This window comes from Gallalistipes aquisgranensis, assembly GCF_014982715.1.
Lineage (GTDB): Bacteria > Bacteroidota > Bacteroidia > Bacteroidales > Rikenellaceae > Gallalistipes > Gallalistipes aquisgranensis.
On sequence record NZ_JADCJY010000002.1, the window covers coordinates 637,999 to 660,425 of the forward strand.

21 protein-coding genes are annotated in these 22,427 nt (G+C 62.8%); 8 read left to right on the forward strand and 13 right to left on the reverse strand.

What is annotated here, in order from left to right; genetic code table 11:
- Positions 1 to 119: 119 nt before the first annotated feature.
- From INF32_RS11930 to panC, 8 genes are all read right to left on the reverse strand, one after another.
- Positions 120 to 644: a GNAT family N-acetyltransferase gene (locus tag INF32_RS11930; RefSeq protein ID WP_226388621.1), complete on the reverse strand. Its 525-nt coding sequence runs from the start codon at positions 642 to 644 to the stop codon at positions 120 to 122.
- A 185-nt stretch (positions 645 to 829) separates the two neighbouring features.
- A complete protein-coding gene (locus INF32_RS11935; protein WP_226388622.1) occupies positions 830 to 1,177 on the reverse strand; it encodes an MGMT family protein in 348 nt (115 codons plus the stop codon).
- Between the two features lie 264 nt (positions 1,178 to 1,441).
- On the reverse strand, positions 1,442 to 2,593 hold the full coding sequence (locus tag INF32_RS11940; RefSeq protein WP_226388623.1) for an iron-containing alcohol dehydrogenase: 1,152 nt from the start codon (positions 2,591 to 2,593) through the stop codon (positions 1,442 to 1,444).
- A 129-nt stretch (positions 2,594 to 2,722) separates the two neighbouring features.
- Positions 2,723 to 4,756, reverse strand: coding sequence for a M13 family metallopeptidase (locus INF32_RS11945; RefSeq protein ID WP_226388624.1), 2,034 nt, complete (start codon positions 4,754 to 4,756; stop codon positions 2,723 to 2,725).
- A 38-nt stretch (positions 4,757 to 4,794) separates the two neighbouring features.
- Positions 4,795 to 5,694, reverse strand: a complete 900-nt coding sequence (locus INF32_RS11950; protein WP_226388625.1) for a diaminopimelate dehydrogenase — start codon at positions 5,692 to 5,694, stop codon at positions 4,795 to 4,797.
- Between the two features lie 105 nt (positions 5,695 to 5,799).
- Positions 5,800 to 7,239, reverse strand: coding sequence for an ATP-binding cassette domain-containing protein (locus tag INF32_RS11955; protein ID WP_226388626.1), 1,440 nt, complete (start codon positions 7,237 to 7,239; stop codon positions 5,800 to 5,802).
- A gap of 160 nt (positions 7,240 to 7,399) precedes the next feature.
- Complete coding sequence (gene panD / locus INF32_RS11960; protein ID WP_226388627.1) at positions 7,400 to 7,753, reverse strand: aspartate 1-decarboxylase; 354 nt, start codon at positions 7,751 to 7,753, stop codon at positions 7,400 to 7,402.
- Positions 7,754 to 7,755: 2 nt separating this feature from the next.
- Positions 7,756 to 8,592: a pantoate--beta-alanine ligase gene (panC, locus tag INF32_RS11965; RefSeq protein ID WP_226388628.1), complete on the reverse strand. Its 837-nt coding sequence runs from the start codon at positions 8,590 to 8,592 to the stop codon at positions 7,756 to 7,758.
- A 125-nt stretch (positions 8,593 to 8,717) separates the two neighbouring features.
- Here panC and INF32_RS11970 point away from each other — a divergent pair, with 125 nt between their 5' ends.
- Positions 8,718 to 10,757 (forward strand): dipeptidyl-peptidase 3 family protein, encoded by a 2,040-nt coding sequence (locus tag INF32_RS11970; RefSeq protein WP_394368335.1) that lies wholly within the window; start codon positions 8,718 to 8,720, stop codon positions 10,755 to 10,757.
- Between the two features lie 75 nt (positions 10,758 to 10,832).
- Here INF32_RS11970 and INF32_RS11975 read toward each other — a convergent pair whose 3' ends face one another.
- Together INF32_RS11975 and lgt are read right to left on the reverse strand one after the other, a co-directional pair.
- The gene (locus tag INF32_RS11975; protein WP_226388629.1) at positions 10,833 to 11,741 is read right to left on the reverse strand and encodes an SPOR domain-containing protein; all 909 of its coding nucleotides are present in this window, start codon (positions 11,739 to 11,741) and stop codon (positions 10,833 to 10,835) included.
- The gene (gene lgt / locus INF32_RS11980; RefSeq protein ID WP_226388630.1) at positions 11,738 to 12,613 is read right to left on the reverse strand and encodes a prolipoprotein diacylglyceryl transferase; all 876 of its coding nucleotides are present in this window, start codon (positions 12,611 to 12,613) and stop codon (positions 11,738 to 11,740) included. Before lgt ends, INF32_RS11975 begins: the two co-directional genes overlap by 4 nt.
- Positions 12,614 to 12,944: 331 nt before the next feature.
- Between lgt and smpB the strand changes: the two genes are divergently transcribed.
- The gene (smpB, locus tag INF32_RS11985; protein WP_226388631.1) at positions 12,945 to 13,400 is read left to right on the forward strand and encodes an SsrA-binding protein SmpB; all 456 of its coding nucleotides are present in this window, start codon (positions 12,945 to 12,947) and stop codon (positions 13,398 to 13,400) included.
- A gap of 164 nt (positions 13,401 to 13,564) precedes the next feature.
- Here smpB and INF32_RS11990 read toward each other — a convergent pair whose 3' ends face one another.
- On the reverse strand, positions 13,565 to 14,239 hold the full coding sequence (locus INF32_RS11990) for a DUF4290 domain-containing protein (protein ID WP_226388632.1): 675 nt from the start codon (positions 14,237 to 14,239) through the stop codon (positions 13,565 to 13,567).
- A 261-nt stretch (positions 14,240 to 14,500) separates the two neighbouring features.
- Between INF32_RS11990 and INF32_RS11995 the strand changes: the two genes are divergently transcribed.
- The 3 genes from INF32_RS11995 to murA all read left to right on the forward strand — a co-directional run bounded on the left by INF32_RS11995 (position 14,501) and on the right by murA (position 18,403).
- Complete coding sequence (locus INF32_RS11995; protein ID WP_226388633.1) at positions 14,501 to 15,688, forward strand: sigma-54-dependent transcriptional regulator; 1,188 nt, start codon at positions 14,501 to 14,503, stop codon at positions 15,686 to 15,688.
- 87 nt (positions 15,689 to 15,775) lie between these two features.
- On the forward strand, positions 15,776 to 17,017 hold the full coding sequence (gene hydF / locus INF32_RS12000; protein WP_226388634.1) for a [FeFe] hydrogenase H-cluster maturation GTPase HydF: 1,242 nt from the start codon (positions 15,776 to 15,778) through the stop codon (positions 17,015 to 17,017).
- 78 nt (positions 17,018 to 17,095) lie between these two features.
- Positions 17,096 to 18,403, forward strand: coding sequence for a UDP-N-acetylglucosamine 1-carboxyvinyltransferase (murA, locus tag INF32_RS12005; protein ID WP_226388635.1), 1,308 nt, complete (start codon positions 17,096 to 17,098; stop codon positions 18,401 to 18,403).
- Positions 18,404 to 18,518: 115 nt separating this feature from the next.
- Here the strand turns inward: murA and INF32_RS12010 are convergent, their stop codons facing one another.
- Together INF32_RS12010 and INF32_RS12015 are read right to left on the reverse strand one after the other, a co-directional pair.
- On the reverse strand, positions 18,519 to 19,496 hold the full coding sequence (locus tag INF32_RS12010; protein ID WP_226388636.1) for a metallophosphoesterase: 978 nt from the start codon (positions 19,494 to 19,496) through the stop codon (positions 18,519 to 18,521).
- A gap of 24 nt (positions 19,497 to 19,520) precedes the next feature.
- Complete coding sequence (locus INF32_RS12015) at positions 19,521 to 20,048, reverse strand: nitroreductase family protein (RefSeq protein WP_226388637.1); 528 nt, start codon at positions 20,046 to 20,048, stop codon at positions 19,521 to 19,523.
- A gap of 104 nt (positions 20,049 to 20,152) precedes the next feature.
- Here INF32_RS12015 and INF32_RS12020 point away from each other — a divergent pair, with 104 nt between their 5' ends.
- Genes INF32_RS12020 through recO form a run of 3 tightly spaced genes read left to right on the forward strand, consistent with a single transcriptional unit; the run spans position 20,153 to position 22,391 of the window.
- Complete coding sequence (locus INF32_RS12020; RefSeq protein ID WP_226388638.1) at positions 20,153 to 21,055, forward strand: HAD family hydrolase; 903 nt, start codon at positions 20,153 to 20,155, stop codon at positions 21,053 to 21,055.
- Between the two features lie 9 nt (positions 21,056 to 21,064).
- Complete coding sequence (gene rdgB, locus INF32_RS12025; RefSeq protein WP_226388639.1) at positions 21,065 to 21,655, forward strand: RdgB/HAM1 family non-canonical purine NTP pyrophosphatase; 591 nt, start codon at positions 21,065 to 21,067, stop codon at positions 21,653 to 21,655.
- Positions 21,656 to 21,665: 10 nt separating this feature from the next.
- Positions 21,666 to 22,391, forward strand: coding sequence for a DNA repair protein RecO (recO, locus tag INF32_RS12030; RefSeq protein ID WP_226388640.1), 726 nt, complete (start codon positions 21,666 to 21,668; stop codon positions 22,389 to 22,391).
- The last annotated feature ends 36 nt before the right edge of the window (positions 22,392 to 22,427 follow it).

The following is a 22,427-nucleotide window of genomic DNA, read 5'->3' on the forward strand; positions in this document are numbered from 1 at the left end:
AATCGCAAGAGCCGGCCGGCAGCCGGTCCGGAAAATCCGCTTGTACCCGCTCCGGATTCGGATTCCGGCTTTTCCCGCGGCCGTATCGGATTCCCGCACGGGCCGGTTTCCGTGACTTTTCACCGCTTCATGACGACTGCATGCAGATCGTGTTCGAATGTCCGGTACATCTCCTCCGGTATGGGTCCTCCCGTCGTCAATACGATCAGCGGGTGGGGGCGGTGTCCCTCCCGGTAAGGCGGATGCGTGTGAGGGAAGGGATTCCGGGTGAGTCCGCATTTCTCGTAGAAGCGCAGACGTGCCCGGGAGATTTCGTCCGTGAGAGGGTCTATTTCCAGCAGCACGGTCTTGCCGGCGGATCGAATGAACGACCGCAGGATTTCGCTGCCGAGTCCTCTGCCTCTTTTGTCCGTGTCGATGGCGAAATGTTCGATATAGACATACGTGTCGAACTCCCAGTAAGAGATGAATCCCGAGAACGAATCTTCGTCGGCGAATCCTGCCAGTCGGTAGTTCGTGCTGCCGAACGCCGCTTCCTGCTGCATTCTCGTCCTTTGTTCGAAAAGAGGGAAACTGACGGCGTAGAGTTTTTCGAATGGAGCGAAAAGGGGATGCTCCGTGTTGTCGATTTCCGTTCGTGTCATATTTTTTCGATTGTTTTGCATGGCTGTCGTTTGTCTGTAATAGTAATACCTTCCGTGAGGGAAAGGGTACGGTCGCCTTTTTTTGCCGTCCTGCGGGGGACTTGTGTCTCCGGATGAGGGCGGTTTCCGGTGGGGCGACTGTCCGTTGCGGGGCCCTTTTCAGCAGGGGCCGGAGCGGGACCGGCTTATTCGGGCAGCAACTCCTCGGCCGGGTCCCAGAACGCCTCCTTCCAGCGGCGGACCCGATCGTTCCGGATTTCGAGCCCCTCCTCTTCCAGCAGGCGCTGCAACCTGTCCGGAGCCCCGAAAGCCGCCTTTCCCGACAGCCGGCCTCCGTTTCCGAGTACCCGGTGCGCCGGAATGCCGCGGCGGGAACACTCGCAGCCCGCGAGTATCCGTCCCACCATCCGGGACAGGTTCGGCCGGCCGACGGCACGGGCGATCGCTCCGTAGCTGGTGATCCGGCCGCGGGGTACGGCGCGGACCGCATCGAAAACGGCGGCCGTGAATTCATCTCTCTCCTGTTGGGTCATGTGCGTTCGGTTTCGGAAACAAAGGTAGAAAATAAAATCCCGTGTTGCTGCGGGAATCTCCTGCGGCCGGAGAGATTCCCGCATATTTTGCGGGGAAACCGTTTCCGAAAAGAACGGTATATCCTGAAAAAACGGACCGGCCGGAGCTTTTCCGGACGTTTCCGACGAATAGCCCCCTGCCGCAAATGCCTGCGGCAGGGGGCTGTCCCTGTCGGGGGGGAAGGGACCTTTCGGACTATCTCCCCCCTGTTCGTGCTCCGTCTGTTACATGGCGTTGTCCAGAATGCGGCCGGCCATCTCCCCGTCCACGTTCTGCCGCTCGCCGAAGCGGACGCCCCGTTCGGTGAACCGGCGGACGATTTCGTCGCGGGTCTCCCTGCCGATGCCCGCCTCCGGCAGCCGTGTAGCCAGCCCCAAACTGCGGAAGAACTGCTCCGTGCACTCGATCGCCCGGTCGATCCGCTCGTCGCGGGTGCCGGAGGCGATGCCCCACACGCGTTCGCCGTACTGCACCAGTTTGTCTCCCTTCTGTTCGCGGAGCGTGCGCAGCAGGGCGGGCAGGACGATGGCCAGCGTGGCACCGTGCGCCAGTCCGTGCAGCGCCGTGAGTTCGTGGCCGATCTGGTGGGTGGCCCAGTCCTGCTCCACGCCCATGGCGATGAAGCCGTTCAGACCCATCGTGGCCGTCAGCATGAAGTCGGCCATCAGGTCGTAGTTTTTCGGATCGGCCTTGATCTTCGGGGCGATCTCCACGAGCGTCAGCAACAGCCCTTCGGCCCATCGGTCCATGACGCGCGACTGGCCCGGGCGGGTCATGTACTGCTCCATGATGTGGACGAAGGTGTCCGACAGTCCGTTGGCGATCTGGTTGGCCGGCAGCGAGTAGGTCACCTCGGGATCGAGGATCGAGAACTCGGGGTTCCGGTTGTAGAACGCGAATTTCTCGTGCGTCTCGCTGCGGGAGATCACGGCGCCCGAGTTCATCTCGGAGCCCGTGGCGGGCAGCGTGAGCACCGTAGCCAGCGGCACCGTCTCGCCTTTGGCCCGGCCCGAGAGCACGATCTCCCACGGGTCGCCCTCGTAGCGGAGCCCTGCCGAGATCAGCTTCGTGCCGTCGATCACCGAACCGCCGCCCACGGCTACCAGGAAGTCGGTTCCCTCGGCCTTGCCCTGCGCGATCGCCTTGCGGAGCGTCTCCACGGTCGGGTTGGCCTCGATGCCCCAGAACTCGGTGAAGGCGTGTCCGGCGGCGCGGAGACTCGCCGTCACCTGGTCGTAGACGCCGTTGCGGCGTACGCTGCCCCCTCCGAAGGTGAGCATGATCCGTTTCCCCTGCGGAATCTGTCCGCCCAGTTTCTCGATCGTTCCCCGGCCGAAGATCAGCTTGGTCGGGTTCTGAAAAATGAAGTTTTCCATATCGTTTCGTTTTATCGGTGTTTTTTCCGTTCGGTCACGTAAAGATAGCGATTTTCCGCGACAAGCAAAAAGGGAGAGGTTCCGGCCCTCTCCCTTTTTGCTGCAACAGGCGTGCCTGCCCGCTCCGCGCTACCAGATCACGGCCCGTTTTTCGGGCGCCAGATACATCGGGTCGCCTTCCTCCACGCCGAACGCCTCGTACCAGGCGCCGATGTGGGGCAGGGCGCCGTTCACCCGCCAGCGGCCCAGCGAGTGGGGGTCGGACTTGGTGTTCACCCGGATCTGTTCGTCCCGGATGTTGCCCGCCCACACGTTGGCGTAGGAGAGGAAGAAGCGCTGTTCGGGCGTGAAGCCGTCCTTCGTCTGCTGCGGTTGGCCGGCCGTGGCGTTCTTGAAGGCCTGATAGGCCACCTGGAGCCCGCCGTGGTCGGCGATGTTCTCTCCGAGGGTCAGTCTGCCGTTGCCGTGCAGGCCGGGCAGCACCTCGATCCCGTCGAACCAGTCCACGAGCACCTGCGCCCGCCGTTCGAAGTTTTCGGCGTCCTGGGCCGTCCACCAGTCCTTCAGGTTGCCGTCCTTGTCGAACTGGCGTCCCTGGTCGTCGAAGCCGTGGGTCATCTCGTGGCCGATCACCACGCCGATGGCCCCGTAGTTGCAGGCGTCGTCGGCGTTCATGTCGAAGAAGGGGTATTGCAGGATGCCGGCCGGGAAACAGATTTCGTTGGTGGCCGGATTATAGTAGGCGTTCACGGTCTGGGGCGTCATGAGCCATTCGCTGCGGTCGACCGGCTTGCCGGCCTTGGCGGTCATGTAGTCCGTGTCGAAGCGGTTCGAACGCACGATGTTGGCCCAGTAGGAGTCGGTCCCGATCTCCAGTGCCGAGTAGTCGCGCCACTTGTCGGGATAACCCACCTTGACCAGGATGGCGGCCAGCTTCTCGCGGGCACGGGCCTTGGTCGTGTCGCTCATCCAGGCGAGGGCGTCGATCCGCTCGCCCAGCGCCTGCTGGAGATTGGCCACCAGCTTCGTCATGCGCTCCTTGGCCTCGGCCGGGAAGTATTTCTGCACGTACATCTGTCCCACGGCTTCGCCCAGCACGCCGTTCACGGCGCTCACGGCCCGCTTCCAGCGGGGCTGCATCTCCTTCTTGCCGGAGAGCGCCTTGCCGTAGAACTCGAAGTTCTGCTCCACGAACGCATCGCTCAGGTAGGGCGCGGCCGCGTCGATCACCTTCCATTTCAGATAGGATTTCTGGGCCTCCAGCGGTTCCTCGGCCAGAATGGCGGCCGTCTCCCGTACGGGAGCGATCTGGCTCATGTTCAGCTCCGTCACCCCGCCCAGCTTCAGCGTGTCGAGGTAGACCTTCCAGTCGATGCCCGACACGGTCTTCTCCGCTTCGGCCAGCGTCATCTTGTGGTAGTTGGCCTGCGGGTCACGGAGCTCCACGTTCGACAGCGAGGCTCCGGCCAGCCGGGTTTCGATCCGCATCACGTCTTCCATCGCCCGGGCCGCCTCTTCGGGCGTGCTGCCCGCCAGGCGGAACATCCTGGTCACATGGTCGCGGAACCGTTCCCGGACGGCCGTCGTGGCCGAATCGTTCTCCAGATAGTACTCCTTCTGCCCGAGGCTCAGCCCGCTCTGATAGGTGTGCACGATGTTCATCGTGCTGTTCTTGTCGTCCGGACCCACGTAGAGGGCGAAGTAGGGGTCGAACCCCTCGCGGCGCATCGAGGCGATCAGTCCCGAGAGCCCGCTTTTGTCCGTCAGCCCGTCGATTGCCTTCAGCTGGCCGGCGATCGGGGCGGCCCCGTCGGCGTTCAGCTTCGCGGTGTCCATCGCCACGTTGTAGAGCGTGCCGATCTTCTCCGCCACGCTGCCCTTTTCGGCCCGGCCGGCCGCTAGCTCCTCGATCAGTCCGTGGATCTGTTCGCGGTTGTTCTCGGCCAGCTTGTCGAACGAGCCGAACCGCGAGTATTCGGGCTTGAGGGGATTGTTGTCGATCCAGCCCCCGCAGGCGTACCGGTAGAAATCGGCGCGGGGCGATACGGTGGTGTCCAGGTTCTCGAGCCGGATACCCCCTTCGGCGCCCTTCTTGCCGGAGTTGCCGCACCCGGCGGCCGCCACGGCCAGCGCGAGCACCGGCAGGTAATACTTCGTGTTCATATCCTCTTGCATTTATCGTTGTTGTTTTCTCGGATTTCCTAAACGAGCCTCCGGATAAGTTCCTCCCGCTCCCCGAAGAGGTAGTCGATCAGCGGAATCTCGATCATCGTGTAGGCCCCGGGTCTCTGACGGGTGGCGGCGCGGGCCGTCGATACGAGGATCTGGGCCGTCAGGGCCGGATTGTTGATGCTCATGTTGAATTCGAACCGCTGGTTCTGTGTCCGGCCCGACACACCCTTGCGCGTGAGGTTCACGCCGTGGCCCATGTCCAGCAGGGCGTCCACGCTCTCCACCTGCATCACGTGCGTCTCGTCGTGGGCGAAGTAGTCGTCCGCCTTGATCCGGGCGGCCACGTCGGCGTATTCGTATCCCTCCTTCAACTCGACGTAGACCATGCGCCGGTGGATGCCCGTACCCGTGGGGATGGTCATCGAAAGGGCGGCTTTCACTCCCTCGACCGCCTTGACGGCCACCGTGTGGCCCATGCTCATGCCGGGACCGAAATTGGTGTAGGTGATTCCCTTCGGGGCGCACACTTCCAGCAGGGCCCTCACGATCGAGTCGCTGCCCGGGTCCCAGCCCGCCGAGATCACCGACACGGACCCGTGGCGGCGTGCGGCTTCGTCCAGTCGTCCGCGCAGTCCGGCGATGTCGGTGTGGATGTCGAAACTGTCCACCGTGCGGATGCCTTTGGCCAGCATCTGCAGGGCGAACTCCTCCACCTTGCGGGTGGGGGTGCAGAGGATCGCCACGTCCACCGGACCCAGCTCCTCCACCGTTCCCGTCACGGGATAGGCTGCCAGTTCGGCAGGCCGGTCGGACGGATCGCGCCGCACCACGCCCGCGATTTCGAAATCGGGTGCCGTCTCCAGCGCCTCCACCACGTATCTTCCGATGTTGCCGTACCCTACGACGGCCGCTCTGATCTTTTTCTCCATAGTCGTTACGTTTTTGATTCGGATGGCAAAGATACGAAAAACCGCGCGGAATCGTCTCCGCCGCCGGCATAAAAACGCGGAGGACCGGGCCGGAAGTATGCCGGGCTAACCTCTTTTTTCCAGCCTCTTGCACCGGGTCACGCAGGCGGGAATCTCCCCGGGGTAGTGGGTGACGTAGATCAGTGTCTTGCCCGGACGGGCGCAGAAGGTCTCGACGATCCGCCGCACGCGCTCCTTCTTGCCCGCGTCCAGCCCGTGCAGGGGCTCGTCCAGGATGAGCAGTTCGGGGTCCTTGACCAGCGTCCGGGCCAGCAGCACCAGCCGCTGTTCCCCGTAGGAGATGCGGACGAACGACCGTCCGGCCAGGTGGCCTGCCCCGAACGCGTCGAGCCAGCGGGCAGCCAGGTCCCTCTGCCGGGACGTGCACTTGTCGTAAAGCCCCACCGAGTCGAAGAAGCCCGAGGCCGCCACCTGCAGGCAGGGGGTGTCTTTCATGTAGTAGGTGTGCACGTCCGGCGAAAGGTAACCGATGCGTCGTTTGATCTCCCAGATGCTCTCCCCCGTGCCCCTCCGCCGGCCGAAGAGGGTGAGGCGGTTGGCGTAGGCCTGCGGGTTGTCGCCGCACACGAGGCTCAGCAGGGTCGATTTGCCGCTGCCGTTGTCGCCGAGCAGGGCCCACTTCTCGCCCCGCCGCACCGTCCAGTCCACTCCGTCCAGAATCGTGCGGCCGCCGTACCGTACACGGACCGCTTCCATGCGGATCGCCTCGTCATAGGGTTCGGGCGCCCTCTCCTCCTCTTCGGGAAGGTCGGGAAGGTGCGGTGTGCCGTAACGTTCGGGAAAGAGCTCCGCCAGCAGGGCCGCGTCGGAGAGAAACTCTCTCCGGGAGACCGGGGACAGACAGGTGAGGGCCCGGACGGGAAGCACTCGGTCGGTCCATTCCGGGATTTCGGCCGGGTCGGAGACCACGAGCACGATCTGCACGCCGCTGCGGGAGAGCCTCTCCATCGTCCGGTCCAGTACTCCGCGCGAGGCGGCGTCCAGTCCGATGAACGGATTGTCGAGGATCAGTACACGGGGCTCCTCCAGAAGCGTGCGCGTGATGAGAAATTTGCGCAGTTCTCCGCTGGAGAGAGCCACGAGCCGTTTGTCGAGCAGATCCCCGATACCGAGCACTCCGGCATAGCGGCCGATCTTTTCGGCGGGAAATTTAGACAGCAGCGAGCCGGCCGTAGGCGACTGTTCGGCGTCCGAGGCGTTCCATCGCTGCTGGCTGTACCCTTCCCGGCAGTCCGCGAGCGAGTAGATGTCCCGGAAGGAGATCGAGCGTACGGCTTTGTAGAGCGGTGTCTCCGGCGCATCGGTGCCCGTCTCTCCTTCCCGCAGGACGATGCGTCCCCGGAGCAGGTCGGTGAGCAGGCTCTTGCCCGCCCCGTTGGGGCCGACCACGGCCCAGTTCTCTCCCTCGCCGATCGTCCAGTCGACGGGGTGCGTGAAGCGGAATTCCGGAAAACGGGCTACGGCCCCTCGGATGAAGATACGCATGACGGCAGGGTTCTGGGAGGCGGCTGTCCGGCCTGTCTGTATTCGGTTTATTGGTGTGGGAAGTGATTCCGTCGGGATTCGCACGGGGCGCCACGAACGAAAAGGAGGGTCGCCGCCTGTCGGTCGGGTACCCTCCGGTAAGTCGTTTGTCGCGTCGGCGCTACCGCACGAGCTGGTTGGTGGCCGTGTCGGGGAAGATCACCCACGGGGTGAAGGTTTTGGCCTCCTCGAAATCCATCAGGGCGTAGGAGATGATGATGACCACGTCTCCCACGGCGCACTTGCGGGCCGCCGGACCGTTCAGGCAGATGCATCCGCTGCCCCGCTCCCCCTTGATGATGTAGGTCTCCAGCCGTTCGCCGTTGTTGGCGTTGACGATCTGGACCTTCTCGCCGGGGATCATGTTGGCCGCTTCGAGCAGCGCCTCGTCGATGGTGATGCTGCCCACGTATTGAAGATTGGCTTCGGTGATCGAAACCCGGTGGATTTTCGATTTGAGAACTTCGATCTGCATGGCTATTCGAAACAAATGTTATCAATCAGACGCACCGACCCGGCCTGCACGGCCACGCAGCCCTGCTTGCCGCAGGGTTCGTCCCAGCTCTCCACGGGCTGCATCGTGTCGGCGTTCACGATGTCAAAATAGACGGTTTCGAGCATCGGGTCGCTGTCGATCCGCTCTGTCACCCACTGCCGCAGCTCCTGCGGCGTCATCTCTTCCCGCCGGGCGACCGCCTCTTTCAGCGCGGCATAGATGCGGGGGGCGGCGGCACGGTGCGGGGCGTCCAGCAGCGCATTGCGCGAACTGAGCGCCAGTCCGTCCTCGCCGCGCACGATGGGGCAGGGCACGATCTCCACGGGAAGCCCGAGCCGGGCCACCATGGCGCGGATGACCGCGATCTGCTGGAAATCCTTTTCGCCGAAGAAGGCCCTGGCCGGGCGGACGAGGTCGAACAGGCGGCTCACCACCTGGGCCACGCCGTTGAAATGGCCGGGCCGGAAGGCCCCTTCCATCACCTTGTCGATCTGCCCGAAGTCGAACACCCGGGTGTCGGGTTCGGGATAGACCTCTTCGACCGGGGGCATGAAGACCGCGTCGGCTCCGGCCCCTTCGAGCAGGGCGATGTCGGCCTCCGGCGTGCGGGGATAGCTCTTCAGGTCGTTCTTGTCGTTGAACTGGGTGGGGTTGACGAATACGCTCACCACCACCGTGGCACACTCCTTGCGTGCCCGGGCGACCAGCGAGAGATGTCCCGCATGCAGGGCGCCCATCGTCGGCACAAATCCCAGAGTGTGAGCGGGAACGCCGTCCAGAAAGGCTCTGAGGTCGGAACTCTTGCTGAAAACTTTCATGAACAAGATTTTGGTTCTACAAAAATGTCGCTTTTCGGCAGGGCAAAGTTAGAAATTAGATTACAAATTACTAATTTTTTCAGTGAAAATCACGTAACTTTGCCTCGAACGCAAAACTTCAGTCCATGAAAAAAACAGTAATATTGTTCGTTATGAGTGCATTTGCGGCGGGAATGACCGCGTGCGGGGAGAAGAAGGGACCCGCTGCGGAGAAGGCAAACGACTGGGTCGTCGACCGGTTCGACGACATCAGGGTGCTCCGCTACGAGGTTCCCGGTTTCGAGGAATTGACCCTGCCGGAGAAGAAGCTGGTTTATTACCTGAACGAGGCCGCCCTTTGCGGGCGGGATATCCTGTTCGACCAGAATTTCCGCTACAACCTGCCCCTGCGGCGCACGCTGGAGGCCATCTATGCCGACTATCCGGGCGACCGGACCACGCCCCAGTGGGCCGCTTTCGAAAAGTATCTGAAAAAGGTGTGGTTCGCCAACGGCGTGCATCACCACTATTCGAACGACAAGTTCACCCCCGAGTTCAGCGAAGCCTATTTCGATTCGCTCGTGATGGTGACCCCCGCGGAGAGTTTTCCGCAGGATTTCGGCACGATGGTCGAGCTGATGACGGTGGTCAAGCCCGTCATGTTCAATCCTGCGCTCTACCATAAGCGCCTCGACCAGACGGCCGGACAGGACATGCTGGCCGCCTCGTCCATGAACTACTACCGGGGTGTGTCCCAGAAGGAGGCCGAAGCGTTCTATGCCGCCATGGCTGTTCCGGGCGATGCGACTCCCGTCTCCTACGGGCTGAACAGCCAGCTGGTGAAGGAGGACGGCAAGCTGGTCGAAAGGGTGTGGCGCGTGGGCGGCATGTATTCGCCCGCCATCGAGAAGATCGTCTTCTGGCTGGAGAAGGCCGCCGAGGTGGCCGAGCCCCATCAGCGGGAGACGATCGGGGCGCTGATCTCCTACTACCGTTCGGGCGACCTGAAGGAGTTCGACCGGTTCAATATCCTCTGGGTGCAGGACACTGTCTCCCGGGTCGATTTCGTCAACGGTTTCACCGAGACCTACGGTGACCCGCTGGGCTACAAGGCTTCGTGGGAAGGGCTGGTGAACTTCCGCAACGAGGAGGCCACCCGGCGCACGCAGGCTATCAGCGAGGCGGCCCAGTGGTTCGAGGACCACTCCCCGGTGGATGACAGATACAAGAAGAAGAAGGTGAAGGGCGTGTCGGCGAAGGTGATCACGGCGGCCATACTGGGCGGCGACTGCTATCCCGCCACCCCGATCGGCATCAACCTGCCCAATGCCGACTGGATTCGCAAGGACTACGGTTCGAAATCCGTCACCATCCAGAATATCACCGACGCCTACGACGAGGCGGCCAAGGGCAACGGTTTCCAGGAGGAATTCGTGCTGCGGGAGGAGGACCGCGAGCGGATGCGGCAGTACGGCAGTCTGGGCGACAACCTGCACACCGACCTGCATGAGTGTCTCGGCCACGGTTCGGGGCAGCTGGCTCCCGGTGTGAAGGGCGACGAGCTGAAAAACTACGGTTCCACGCTGGAGGAGGCCCGCGCCGACCTCTTCGCGCTCTACTATCTGGCCGACCCGAAGCTCGTGGAGCTGGGCGTCGTGCCTTCGGACGAGGTCGCCAAGGCCGAATACGCCCACTATGTCATGAACGGGCTGATGACCCAGCTGACCCGGATCAAACCCGGCAAGGATGTCGAGGAGGCCCACATGCGCAACCGCAAGCTGATCTCCGAGTGGTGCTACGAAAAGGGCCGGGCGGACAACGTGATCGAACTGGTGGAACAGAACGGCAAGACCTACGTGGTGGTGAACGACTTCGGCAAGCTGCGCGCCCTGTTCGGCGATCTGCTGCGGGAGATCCAGCGGATCAAGTCGGAGGGCGATTTCGCCGCCGGACGCGACCTGGTGGAGACCTACGGCGTGAAGGTCGATCCGAAACTGCACGCCGAGGTGCTGGAGCGCTATGCGAGGCTCCGTCTGGAACCCTATGCCGGTTTCATCAATCCCGTCTACAAGCCCGTGATGGAGAACGGCGAGATCATCGACATCAAGATCGAGTATCCGACCGACTATCCGGCCCAGATGATGGAGTATTCGAGGAACTACTCCTTCCTGCCCTCCCGGAATTAGGTGCTCCGTCGACCGATACGGAAAACACCCGGCCGAGGCCGGGTGTTTTCATTTATGACGCGTGCGGTTCGCGCCCTATTTTTTGCGTTTGTATATCCACAGGTCGGGATGTTTCGCGGCGAGCCTGGCCCGTTCGCGTTCGGCTTCCGCCTGCTGCGGCGAGGAGAAAACGCTCACGAGGATCTTCCCGTTGCCCATGCGTGCCTTGGCGAAGGAGAGGCTTCCGTCGCGGGCCGCCGCCCCGGCGATGAACGTGTCGGCGTTCTTTTCGGTGCTGTACACGCCCGCCACTACGTAATAGAGATCGGGGGAGACGGAGGGGATCGTCGCCGGAGCGGTTTCCGGAGCGGCGGCGGGTCGTTCCGTCGCGGTCGTCTCCCCCTGTTGCGGGGAGGCTGTTCCGGTGCTGTCCGGAATGGTCTGGGCCGGCCTTCCTGCCGGTGAACCCGGCTGCGGCTGCGTCGCCGCGGCTATGGTTCCGGATGTCTCCGGGGCGGGTCGCCTTTCCTGTCCGGGTTCGCCGATCAGAAGGAATGCGGCAACTCCCGCACATGCCGCCGCAGCCGCCACGGCGAGGACCGTCCGTCCCGTCCGTCTGCGGATCTTGAGCATCAGGGCGGTCGTTCCGGCCGGGTTGAGCAGGGCCTCCAGTTCCGGCGACGGGGAGAAGAAGTCCTGCCGGATGTCGCCCGTTCCCCCGATCGTCACCCCTTTTTCGGTGCGTGCGCCTCCGAGCCATGTCTCGTAGAGCCGGGCGGCCTCTCCGGAGTCCACTCCGGCCGTCCGCGCGATCAGCTCCGGCAGCGCCTCGTAGCCCGGTTTCTCCTGCCGGGAGAATACCACCCGGTTCAGCGGCGCCTCCACCCGGTTCCGTCCGGACATCCGGGCCGGACGGTGTTCCACGGCGAGGCTTCCCACACCGGGCAGGACGATCCTCTGCCGGGTGGCCAGTGCGTTGAATATCAGTTTGTCGATCGCTTTCATCTTCTCTTTTTTGCGGCCGTTTTCCTGTTCTCGCCTTCCACCCGTTCCCGGATGCGGTCGAGCGGTTCCGGCTCCAGGACCGGACGGCGCAGGGCCCACACCATCATGACGATACCCAGCAGGATAAACGGTATGCTGAGCCACTGGCCCATGAGCAGGGACATGTTCAGCTCGAACTCCTCCTGCGGGTTTTTGATGTACTCGATGAAGAAACGCGAGACGAAGATGAGGAAGACGCCCAGCCCGAACATGAACCCGGGCCTTCGGCGGGCCAGGTCGCGGCCGTAGTAGAGCCACAGCAGGACGAAGAAGGTGGCCAGGTAGCAGAGCGCCTCGTAGATCTGCGTGGGGTGCTTGGGCACGGTCTCGCCGGCCCGCAGGAAGACGAACCCCCACGGCGAGGCGGTTTCGATGCCGTAGATCTCCGAATTGAAGAGGTTGCCCAGCCGGACGAAGACCCCGCTGATCGCCACGGCGACCATGATCCGGTCGAGCGACCAGAGGTAGGGCATCCGGTTCCGGCGGGAGAAGAGCCAGAGTCCCACGAGCAGGCCGATGGCGGCTCCGTGGCTGGCGAGCCCCCCCTGGCGGATGTTGAGTATCTGCACGGGGTTCGAGAGGTAGTAGTCCGTCTCGTAGAAGAGGCAGTGGCCCAGCCGGGCGCCGATGATCGTGGAGAGGGTGCCGAACCAGAAGATCGAGTCGAACACCTTGTCGGGGTATCCCTCCCGTTTGACGAAGTTGATGAAAAGCCACATGCTGATGGCGAAGGCCACGGCCCACATCACCCCGTAGTAGCGTATCTCGACCGATCCGATGCGGAAGAATACCGGGTCGAAATTCCACATGACGGTCAGAAACAGGTTGCCCATAGAAGAGAGTTTTCGTTTGCTTTCCGCAAATGTACGAATTTTCCCCGGAGTCGGACGGTCCCGGGCCGAATAAATCGGGGAGAAATGCGGAGTGCGGCGGGCGGCTGCGGGGAAAAAGAGCGCTCCGGGGCCGGGTCGCAGTTCCCGCAGGGGAGCTGCCGTGGGCCGGAACGCAGGGCCCGGCCGGTCGTATGGTCTATGCCTCGGGCATATTCAAGATAAAAGAATTAGTTACCTTCACCGGCCCCGGGTACGCTCTTTGCCGGTAACGGATGCAATATTTGTGCCGCCGGGCGGCGGATTTGAAAAGTTATCATTACCTTTGCGGACGATGACCGATTACAGGAACATAAATATCCGCAACAAGCGGGCGAGCTACGACTACGAGATTCTGGACACCTACGTGGCCGGTATCGTGCTTTCCGGAACCGAAATCAAGTCGCTCCGGCTGGGGAAGGCTTCGCTCGTGGACTGTTACTGTTACTTCGACCGGGGAGAGCTCTATGTCCGGGGGATGAATATCTCGGAGTACCATTGGGGAACCTACAACAACCACCAGCCCCGGCGCGACCGTAAACTGCTGCTCCAGAGGCGGGAGCTCGCCAAACTGGAGCGTGCCCTGCAGGACAAGGGGCTGACCGTCGTGGGCATCCGGCTCTTCATCAACGAAAAGGGGCTGGCCAAACTCCAGATCGGGCTGGCCCGCGGTCGCAAGAGTTACGACAAGCGCGAATACCTCAAGGAGAAGGACGCCCGCCGGGAGATGGACCGGGCGTTCCGGAAGTGACGGGAACGCCCTCTCCGCGGGGCGGTGCATTTGTTTTCCGGGTTCGCTTCATACGATTTCACCCCTGCCGGAACGGTTTCCGGCAGGGGTGATTTTCGTTTGCGGGAACTTGCCGGCAGGCCCGGCTTCGGGGTGCGGGCGGGGTTCCGGCGGAACGGGCACCGTTATTGTTTGGGACGCATATAGCGCTGGCGGGCGTTGTTGTTCTTGTTGTTCCGGTTGTTCTTGTTCTTGCCGTTCCGGTTGGGGTAGTTCCCCTTCTGGGGTCGGGCGGAAAAGTGTTGTTTATAGTCGCTTTTGAGGTTGTTGAGAGCAACTTCGTCCACATCTATGCCGTTTTCGGACATGCTCTTTATGTCTTTTATGATCACCTCGTTGTTCGGATGCTCCTGGTTGTATTCGTACGACTTGGTGCGCATGTATCGGGCGATGTTGCCCACGGCCTCCTCGATGTCGGCACGGCCCTGCATCTCCTCCAGCGAGCGGATCATCCGCTGCACGTTTTTCCCGTAGTGCTTCCGGGCGATCTTCTTCGAGGGATAGGCCAACTTCTCCGGGGTGGGGTAGAGCTGCTGGGAGGTGGGGATCGGATAGGGCGAGTCGACGTCCAGCTTGAAGTCCGACATGATGAAGATATGGTCCCAGAGCTTGTGGTTGAAGTCCGTGCTGTCGCGCAGCATGGGGTTGATGTTGGCCATCACGGCGATGACGGCCCGGGCCTGGCGGTTGCGCAGGTCGCGGTCTTCGATGGTCGAGAGGTAGTCGATCATTTCGTGGATGTGACGTCCGTACTCGGGCAGCAGCAATTTCTTGCGCTCGTAATTATAGTTTTTCTCCATATAAATAAATGATACGTTCGGACCTTTTCTGTTCCGTTTCTCTTCCGGCGGTGATCCCCCCGGTTCGCCCCGTGTCGGCGGAAGGCGGGAAAAATGACGGGAACGAGGTCCTGAAATCCGGTCCGGGCCCATGCCCTGCCGGCCTCGCTACGGCTTGATATACCGTAAGTAATTCGTAACTTTGGGACAAAGCTACACCGAATTTTCAGAAAAACAAAAACTATACAAAATTATTGTTCCAATATTTTTATTTAAGTATTTATGACAAAACTACTGGTTATCGACCCACAGAGAAGCATCCGCAATACGCTCAAGGAGCGTCTGGAGTATGAAGGTTACCGGGTGGAGACATCCGAAGATTACGCGCAGGGCATGGAACTCTGCCGCACCGTACCGTTCGACCTGGTGCTGTGCGACGCGGCCCTTTTCCTGGAGGCGGCGGGGAGTGCCGCTGCGTGCGGTTCCCGCCGGCAGATTCCCGTCGTCGTCCTCTCCCACGACTCCGACGTCGATACGGTGGTCCGCTGCATGCGGGCCGGGGCGGTCGATTTCATCACGGAGCCGGTCGACATGAACCGCCTGCTGGCCGCGCTGCGTTCCGCGCTCGAGAGGCTGGAGGGGACCGGGGCCGACGGAGAGGAAGCAAACGGTGTGCCACAGGCGAAACCGGCTCGCCGGCGCGGTTCGAAAGTGGAGGAGATCATAGGCAACTCCAGACAGATCGTCCACGTCAAGCGGCTGATCGAAAAGGTGGCCCCGTCCGAGGCGAGGGTGCTCATCACCGGGGCCAACGGTACGGGCAAGGAGCTGGTGGCCCGCTGGCTTCACGAGAAGAGTAACCGGGCCGCGGGGCCCTTCATCGAGGTGAACTGCGCGGCGATTCCCTCGGAGCTGATCGAAAGCGAACTGTTCGGTCATGAGAAGGGGGCCTTCACCTCGGCGATCAAACAGCGCAAGGGGAAGTTCGAGCAGGCCAGCGGCGGGACGCTCTTCATGGACGAGATCGGCGACATGAGCCTCTCGGCCCAGGCCAAGGTGCTCCGGGCCCTGCAGGAGAACCGTATCAGCCGCGTGGGCAGCGACAAGGACGTGGAGGTGAACGTGCGGGTGGTGGCCGCCACCAACAAGAACCTGCAGGAGGAGATACGCAGGGGGAATTTCCGCGAGGACCTTTACCACCGGCTGAGCGTGATCGTGATTTCGGTGCCGCCGCTGGTCGACCGGCTGGAGGACATTCCCCTGCTGGTGGAGTATTTCGTGGACAAGATATGCGACGAGTACGGCATCTCCCGCAAGGAGGTCGATCCCTCGGCCGTGGAGGAGCTCAAGAAGATGGCCTGGACGGGAAACATCCGCGAATTGCGCAATGTGATCGAGCGTCTGATCATTCTTAGCGGAAATAGTATAACTTTGGGCGATGTAAAAACCTACGCGCTGGGCGTGATCTGATCCTCCCTGCCGGCGAAACGGTCCCTGCCGGGTCCGGTCCGCCGCCGGAGGGCAGAGCCTTCCCCGCGCGGAAAAAACGATCCTCACATGCAGGCAGGCAGGGAAAACAGACCCCATATCGGAATTTACGGACGCTGCAACGCGGGCAAAAGTTCGCTGCTCAATTTCATCACCGGGGCCGAGACGGCCATCGTCTCGCCCGAGGCGGGCACCACGACCGACGTGGTGCGCAAGAGTTACGAGATACTCGGTTTCGCCCCCGTCGTCTGGCTCGACACGGCCGGGGTGGACGACTCTTCGGAGCTGGGACGGCGGAGGGTGGCCCGCACCTGGGAGAGTCTCCTGCAGGTCGACCTGGCCCTGCTGGTCTTCCGCCGCTGGGGGGAGCCGGAGAAGGAGCTGGTGCGCCGCTTCGAGCGTCTGGCGCTGCCCTATCTGCTGGTCCGGAACGGTCGGGAGGAGGGTGCATGTGGGTCGGAGGCCCTCGGCACCCCGTCGGCCGGGTGCGGTCCGGTGCGGGGAAGGATGATTCCGGTGGATGTGTGCGCCCCGGCGGAGGGCGACCGGGATAGGTTGCTGGATGCGGTCCGGGAGGCATTGCCCGAACGGGCCTGCCGGGTTCCCTCGATGTTCGGGGAGCGGGCGGAGGCCGGCGACCGGGTGGTGCTGGTGTGCCCGATTGACAGCGAGGCTCCGGCCGGCCGGCTGATCCTGCCGCAGGTGCAGGCGATCCGGGAGCTGCTCGACCGCCGCGCCGTGCCCGTGGTGGTGCAGCCGGACGAACTGGAGGGGTTGTTCGCGGAGGGCGGCGGCCGTACGGGCGGAGCCCCGTTTCCGCTTTTCGACGCCTCGCGCCGCCCGAAGCTGGTGGTGACCGACAGCCAGGCGTTCGCCCGGGTGCGGGCCGCGGTGCCGAGGGAGGTGGAGGTCACCTCGTTCAGCATCCTGCTGGCCGCCGCCAAAGGCGATTTCGAAACCTATAAGAAAGGGTTGGAGCGGGTCGACGCGCTGAGAGAGGGCGACCGGGTGCTGATCGCCGAGAACTGCACGCACCAGGTGAGCTGCGAGGACATCGGCCGGGTGAAGATTCCCCGCTGGCTGGAGGCCCGCGCCGGCTGCCGGCTGCGTTTCACGTTCGTCTCCGGGCTGGAGCCCTTCCCGGCCGATCTGGCCGGGTATGCGCTGGTGGTGCAGTGCGGGGGATGCATGGTCACGCGCAGCCAGGTGCAGGGACGCATCCGCGCGGCCGTGGCCGCCGGGGTTCCCGTCACCAACTACGGGATGCTGATCCGCAAAATCACGCTTCCGGCGGACGGGGAGGGGAAATAGTCCGGAGGAGGCGCTCCCGCTTGCGGAAATCGGACATTTTTTGCTATCTTCGAATCGGATTTAATACAAACCGGTCGTATGGCAACATTCGAAGTATGCGGAGGCCGCCCGCTCAGCGGCGAAATCACCCCCCAGGGGGCCAAGAACGAGGCGTTGCAGATTCTCTGCGCTACGCTGCTCACACCCGAAAAGGTCACGGTGCGCAACGTGCCGGCCATCGTGGACGTGTTGCAGCTCATCGAACTGCTCCGGTGCATGGGCGTCGAGGTGGAAAAGCTCGACGAAAGCACCTACACGTTCCGGGCGCGGAACATCGATATGGAGTATCTCAAAAGCGAAGACTACCGCCGGCGCGGGGCCCGGCTCCGCGGATCGGTCATGGTGGTCGGTCCGCTGCTCGCCCGTTTCGGGATCGGTTACCTGCCCAAGCCGGGCGGCGACAAGATCGGCCGGCGGAGGCTGGACACCCATTTCATCGGGTTCCGGAAGCTGGGGGCCACGCTCGATTTCGACCGGGGGGAGAACTTTTTCGCCGTGGAGGGCCGGCACCTCAGGGGGTGTTACATGCTGCTCGACGAGGCGTCGGTGACGGGCACGGCCAACATCATCATGGCCGCCGTGCTGGCCGAGGGAACGACCACGATCTACAATGCCGCCTGCGAGCCCTATATCCAGCAGCTCTGCCGCATGCTCAACCGCATGGGCGCCCGCATTTCGGGCTGCGCCTCCAACCTGCTCACCATCGAGGGGGTGAAGGAGCTGCACGGCACCGACCACACGCTGCTGCCCGACATGATCGAGGTGGGCAGTTTCATCGGGATGGCCGCCATCACCCGCTCCGAAATCACGATCCGGAACGTCTCGTTCGACAATCTGGGGATCATTCCCGCCCAGTTCGCCCGCATGGGTATCCGTTTCGAACAGCGGGGCGACGACATTTTCGTCCCGAAGCAGGAGCATTACGAGATCGAAAGTTTCCTGGACGGTTCGATCATGAAGATCGACGACGCGCCCTGGCCGGGCCTGACGCCCGACCTGCTGTCGGTCTTCCTCGTGGTGGCCACGCAGGCCAAAGGGGCCGTGCTGATCCACCAGAAGATGTTCGAGAGCCGTCTGTTCTTCGTGGACAAGCTGATCGACATGGGGGCGCAGATCATCCTGTGCGACCCGCACCGGGCCACGGTGATCGGCCACGACCACCGGCTGAGGCTCCGGGCCACCAAAATGTCTTCGCCCGATATCCGGGCCGGGGTGGCGCTGCTCATCGCCGCCCTGTCGGCCGACGGGGTGAGCGTCATCCAGAATGTGGAGCAGATCGACCGCGGATACCAGAATATAGACGGCCGTCTCAATGCGCTGGGAGCTTCGATCCGTCGCGTGGAATAGTTCCGGCTCATTCATATATGAACGGGGGCGTCCGATTTGCGGACGCCCCCGTTTCGTTTCGGTCGTGGCGGTTCCGGAAGGGGGTGGGCCCCGTCTCTCCGGTGTATGCCCGGAATTACCGGAATTTGAGCCCCTTGACGGTGAACTGGTGGTCGGGCTCGGTCTTGTAGGTGTTCGTGTAGGGGGAGTAGCTCTGCACGGAGACGGTGCCCGCGGCGGTGTCCACGCTTACGATCCGCAGGAAGCCGTCGCCGCCGTTTTTCGAGCCGTTCACTCCGCGCTGGTAGTTGGAGAGTATCTGGCACACCCGGTTGCCTCCGGCCCCTTCGCTGACCAGCAGGCCCGTGCCGTCGTTGAGGACGTGGCCGCTGAATACGAACACGATGTTCGGATATTTGGCGATCAGTTTTTGCCACATCTGCTCTCCGTTGTTCGCCGCTTCGCCGCCGGTCGCGTTCTTGCCGGCTCCGTAGTGCTGGGGCAGCCAGCGGTGTCCTTTCTGCATGCGGGTGTCGTCGGAGTAGAGGTAGGCGTGCGTGTCGATGATGACGTTCTTGTCCGGATGGCTGCGGATCACCTCCCCGGCCCACTCCAGCACCTTGTCGCGGGGGCCGAACTCCAGCGAGAGGACGAGCCAGTCGGTGCGTCCGGCCCGGAACGTGTGCCAGACGTTCTCCATCTTCCCCGGTTCGAACGCCCCGCCGAAGTGCTTGTCCAGGCTGTATTTCTCGTAGGGGAAGTAACGGTTAAAGAGCCGGGAGTCGCGGGTGCCGGTCCGGCCCTTCTCCCCGAGGTCGTGGTTGCCCACGGTCAGTACGTAGGGTACTTTGCCGTCCAGCCGGTTCATGGCTGCGGCGGCCACCTCCCACTGTTTTTCGCTGTTGTTGTTGGTGATGTCGCCCAGATGCAGGACGAAGGCGATCTCCTTGCGGTGCTCGGCAAGCCAGCGGGTCTGGGCGTGGAAAATCTCCGGATAGTCGCACGCATAGGTCTGCGTGTCGGGCAGGAGCGCCATTTTGAAACTTTTCTGGGTCGAGCAGGAGACGGCCAGCAGGGTCATGCATGCGAGGGCGGTTCGGGAAAGCAGTCTCATACGATGCGGATTTTTATTATGGATTTATTTATAGACGATCTTGTCCGAGTCGTCCCTCTCGCGGTGGGGGCGGGGCGGTTCGGCCGGGTAGCCGAGCGCCACCACGCAGAGGATGCCGAGGGGCTCGGGCACCTCCAGCAGGCGGGCCAGATACTCTTCGGCCTGCTCCCCTTCGGGGACGTCGTGAAGCCGGGGCCGTCCGTGGACGTGGACCCAGCAGGAGCCCAGCCCCTGCGCCTCGGCCGAGAGCTGGAGCAGGGTCGCCGAGATGGCGCAGTTCTCCCGCCACAGGTCGGTGGCCTGCGTGTCGCCCAGCACGACGACGGCCTGTTTCGCTCCCCGGACGAAGGAGGAGCCGAAATCGCGCATCTCCGAGATGCGCTCCAGGGTCTCCGGATCGCCGACCACCATGAAGCGCGTGGAACGGACGTTCTTCGACGAGGGAGCCGTGAGGGCGTCGTCGAGAATCGTGCGGAGGGTTTCGGGCGGAATCGGAGCATCGGTGAATTTCCGGCAGCTGCGCCGGTGTCTGACCAGTTCGGAGAATGTCATGTCGAATGAGTTTTATACGGTAAAAGTACGAAAATAATTTCAAATTTCGTACCTTTAGCCGCAGGAAGCCCGCCGGCAAGGGCGGGTCCGAACAGATACGAGATATGGAACAGAAACCGACCGTAGCCCTGATCTACGATTTCGACGGGACGCTCTCCGCAGGGAACATGCAGGAGTACGACTTCATTCCCGCCGTGGGCAAGAGCAACAAGGAGTTCTGGCTGGAGAGCAACGAGACGGCCCGCCTGCAGGATGCCGATCCGATCCTGGCCTACATGTTCAAGATGATCCACGAGGCCAAGGCGAAAGGGCTTTCGCTGCGCAAGGAGGCTTTCCGCGCCTCGGGTGCCAAGATCACACTCTACAAGGGCGTGAGGGAGTGGTTTTCCCGGATCAACCGGTACGCCGCCGAGCGGGGAATCAACATGCAGCACTACATCAACTCGTCGGGCCTCAAGGAGATGATCGAAGGGACCTCCATCGCCCACGAGTTCCGGAAGATATACGCCTGCTCGTTCCTCTACGACGTGGACGGGGTGGCCTACTGGCCTGCCGTGGCGGTGAACTACACCAACAAGACCCAGTTCATCTTCAAGATCAACAAGGGGGTGGAGTCGGTCTACGACAGTCACGAGGTGAACCGCTTCATCGAGGAGGAGAAGCGGCCCGTGCCCTTCGGCCGCATGATCTACATCGGCGACGGAACGACCGACATCCCCTGCATGAAGCTGGTCAAGCAGCAGGGCGGCCACTCGATCGCCGTCTACAATCCCTGTTCGGGCGACAAGCGCTTTGCCATGGAGGGGCTGATCCGCGACAACCGGGTGAGCTACGTCTGTCCGGCGGACTACTCGCCGGGCAGTCCGATCGACACCCTCGTGAAGACCATCATAGACAAAATCGAGGCCGACCTGCGGCTCAGCCGTCTGGTCACGCAGCCCGATGCGCCGGAAAGTTCCTGCGGCGGGGGTGTGACGCCGATGGCCGGTCCCGGTACGCTTTTTTAACCCACGGACATGAAGATCATTTTTGCGACCAATAACGCCCACAAACTCTCCGAAGTGCAGGAGATGCTGGGGGAGCGGTTCCGGCTGGTCACTCCGCGCGAGTGCGGGGTGACGGAGGAGATTCCGGAAGAGGAGCCTACGCTGGAGGGCAATGCGCTCGAAAAGGCGCGCTACCTGTACCGGAGGACGGGGGCGGACTGTTTCGCCGACGACACCGGACTGGAAGTGGATGCGCTCGGGGGGGCTCCCGGCGTCCGCTCTGCCCGTTATGCCCCGGGCGAAGGGCACGATTTCGCCGCCAATACGGCGTTTCTGCTGAAAAACATGGAACAGGTGCCGGACGGGGAGCGTACGGCGCGGTTCCGCACGGTGATCGCCCTGATTCTCGGTGGACGGGAGTACCTGTTCGAGGGAGAGGTGCGGGGCGTCATCCTGCGGGCTCCCGACGGGGAGGGGGGATTCGGCTACGATCCGGTGTTTCTGCCCGACGGCTGCGACCGTACCTTTGCCCGGATGGACACGCATGCCAAGAATGCGATCAGCCACCGGGGACGGGCCGTGGCCCGTCTGGCGGCTTTTCTGAAGGAGCGTTTCGCATAGGGAGGGCCGGATGAAGAGTTACAAGGCCCGCGGGGTCGTGCTCCATACCGTGAAGTACGGCGACAGTTCGCTGGTGGTCTATCTGCTGACCGATCTGCTGGGGCGCCAGAACTATCTGGTGCAGGGCGTCCGCAGCGTGAGGGGCAAGGGCAACAAGGGCGCCTTTTTCCAGCCGATGTTCCTCGTGGAGTTCGAGGGGCTGGAGCCGCCCCGCGGGCAGATGCACCGCATGAAGGAGGTGCGTATGCCGGTGCCGCTGTCGTCGCTTCCGTTCGATGTCCGCAAGAGCACCATCTCTCTCTTTATGGCCGAGGTGCTCTACCGTCTGATCCGGGAGGTGGAGCCCAACAGTTCCCTGTTCGATTTCGTCGCGGGGGCGGTGGTGGCGCTCGACTCCCTGGAGGAGGGAGTGTCCAATTTCCACCTCTGGTTTCTGGTGCGTCTGAGCGCCTTCCTGGGATTCTATCCCGGCAACGAATACCTGCCGGGCGGCTGGTTCGACATCCGCGAGGGGCTGTTCAGCCCCGTGATGCCCCAGCACCGGCTGATGCTTTCGCCCGAACATGCGGAGATACTCCACCGGATGATGACCTGCGACGTGAAGGAGCTGGGCGATGTCCGTCTGGCGCGGGGACAGCGTTCGGATTTCCTGAACGCCATGCTCACCTATTTCGGCTACCATCTCGATTCGATCCACCGCGTGCAGTCGATCCCGATCCTGCGGGACGTCTTCTGATTCTGCGGGCGGTTGCTGTCTCTGGTCCCGCCTCCT

Excerpts from the sequence above, each read along its gene's own strand:
- recO (WP_226388640.1), top strand. The coding sequence starts at position 21,666 with ATGAAGAGTTACAAGGCCCGCGGGGTCGTGCTCCATACCGTGAAGTAC.
- INF32_RS11950 (WP_226388625.1), bottom strand. The coding sequence starts at position 5,694 with ATGGAGAAAAAGATCAGAGCGGCCGTCGTAGGGTACGGCAACATCGGA.
- INF32_RS11995 (WP_226388633.1), top strand. The coding sequence starts at position 14,501 with ATGACAAAACTACTGGTTATCGACCCACAGAGAAGCATCCGCAATACG.
- INF32_RS12010 (WP_226388636.1), bottom strand. The coding sequence starts at position 19,496 with ATGAGACTGCTTTCCCGAACCGCCCTCGCATGCATGACCCTGCTGGCC.
- panC (WP_226388628.1), bottom strand. The coding sequence starts at position 8,592 with ATGAAAGTTTTCAGCAAGAGTTCCGACCTCAGAGCCTTTCTGGACGGC.
- INF32_RS12020 (WP_226388638.1), top strand. The coding sequence starts at position 20,153 with ATGGAACAGAAACCGACCGTAGCCCTGATCTACGATTTCGACGGGACG.
- INF32_RS11955 (WP_226388626.1), bottom strand. The coding sequence starts at position 7,239 with ATGCGTATCTTCATCCGAGGGGCCGTAGCCCGTTTTCCGGAATTCCGC.
- hydF (WP_226388634.1), top strand. The coding sequence starts at position 15,776 with ATGCAGGCAGGCAGGGAAAACAGACCCCATATCGGAATTTACGGACGC.
- rdgB (WP_226388639.1), top strand. The coding sequence starts at position 21,065 with ATGAAGATCATTTTTGCGACCAATAACGCCCACAAACTCTCCGAAGTG.
- panD (WP_226388627.1), bottom strand. The coding sequence starts at position 7,753 with ATGCAGATCGAAGTTCTCAAATCGAAAATCCACCGGGTTTCGATCACC.
- INF32_RS11930 (WP_226388621.1), bottom strand. The coding sequence starts at position 644 with ATGACACGAACGGAAATCGACAACACGGAGCATCCCCTTTTCGCTCCA.
- lgt (WP_226388630.1), bottom strand. The coding sequence starts at position 12,613 with ATGGGCAACCTGTTTCTGACCGTCATGTGGAATTTCGACCCGGTATTC.
- INF32_RS11940 (WP_226388623.1), bottom strand. The coding sequence starts at position 2,593 with ATGGAAAACTTCATTTTTCAGAACCCGACCAAGCTGATCTTCGGCCGG.
- murA (WP_226388635.1), top strand. The coding sequence starts at position 17,096 with ATGGCAACATTCGAAGTATGCGGAGGCCGCCCGCTCAGCGGCGAAATC.
- smpB (WP_226388631.1), top strand. The coding sequence starts at position 12,945 with ATGACCGATTACAGGAACATAAATATCCGCAACAAGCGGGCGAGCTAC.
- INF32_RS11945 (WP_226388624.1), bottom strand. The coding sequence starts at position 4,756 with ATGAACACGAAGTATTACCTGCCGGTGCTCGCGCTGGCCGTGGCGGCC.
- INF32_RS11990 (WP_226388632.1), bottom strand. The coding sequence starts at position 14,239 with ATGGAGAAAAACTATAATTACGAGCGCAAGAAATTGCTGCTGCCCGAG.
- INF32_RS11935 (WP_226388622.1), bottom strand. The coding sequence starts at position 1,177 with ATGACCCAACAGGAGAGAGATGAATTCACGGCCGCCGTTTTCGATGCG.
- INF32_RS11975 (WP_226388629.1), bottom strand. The coding sequence starts at position 11,741 with ATGAAAGCGATCGACAAACTGATATTCAACGCACTGGCCACCCGGCAG.
- INF32_RS12015 (WP_226388637.1), bottom strand. The coding sequence starts at position 20,048 with ATGACATTCTCCGAACTGGTCAGACACCGGCGCAGCTGCCGGAAATTC.
- INF32_RS11970 (WP_394368335.1), top strand. The coding sequence starts at position 8,718 with ATGAAAAAAACAGTAATATTGTTCGTTATGAGTGCATTTGCGGCGGGA.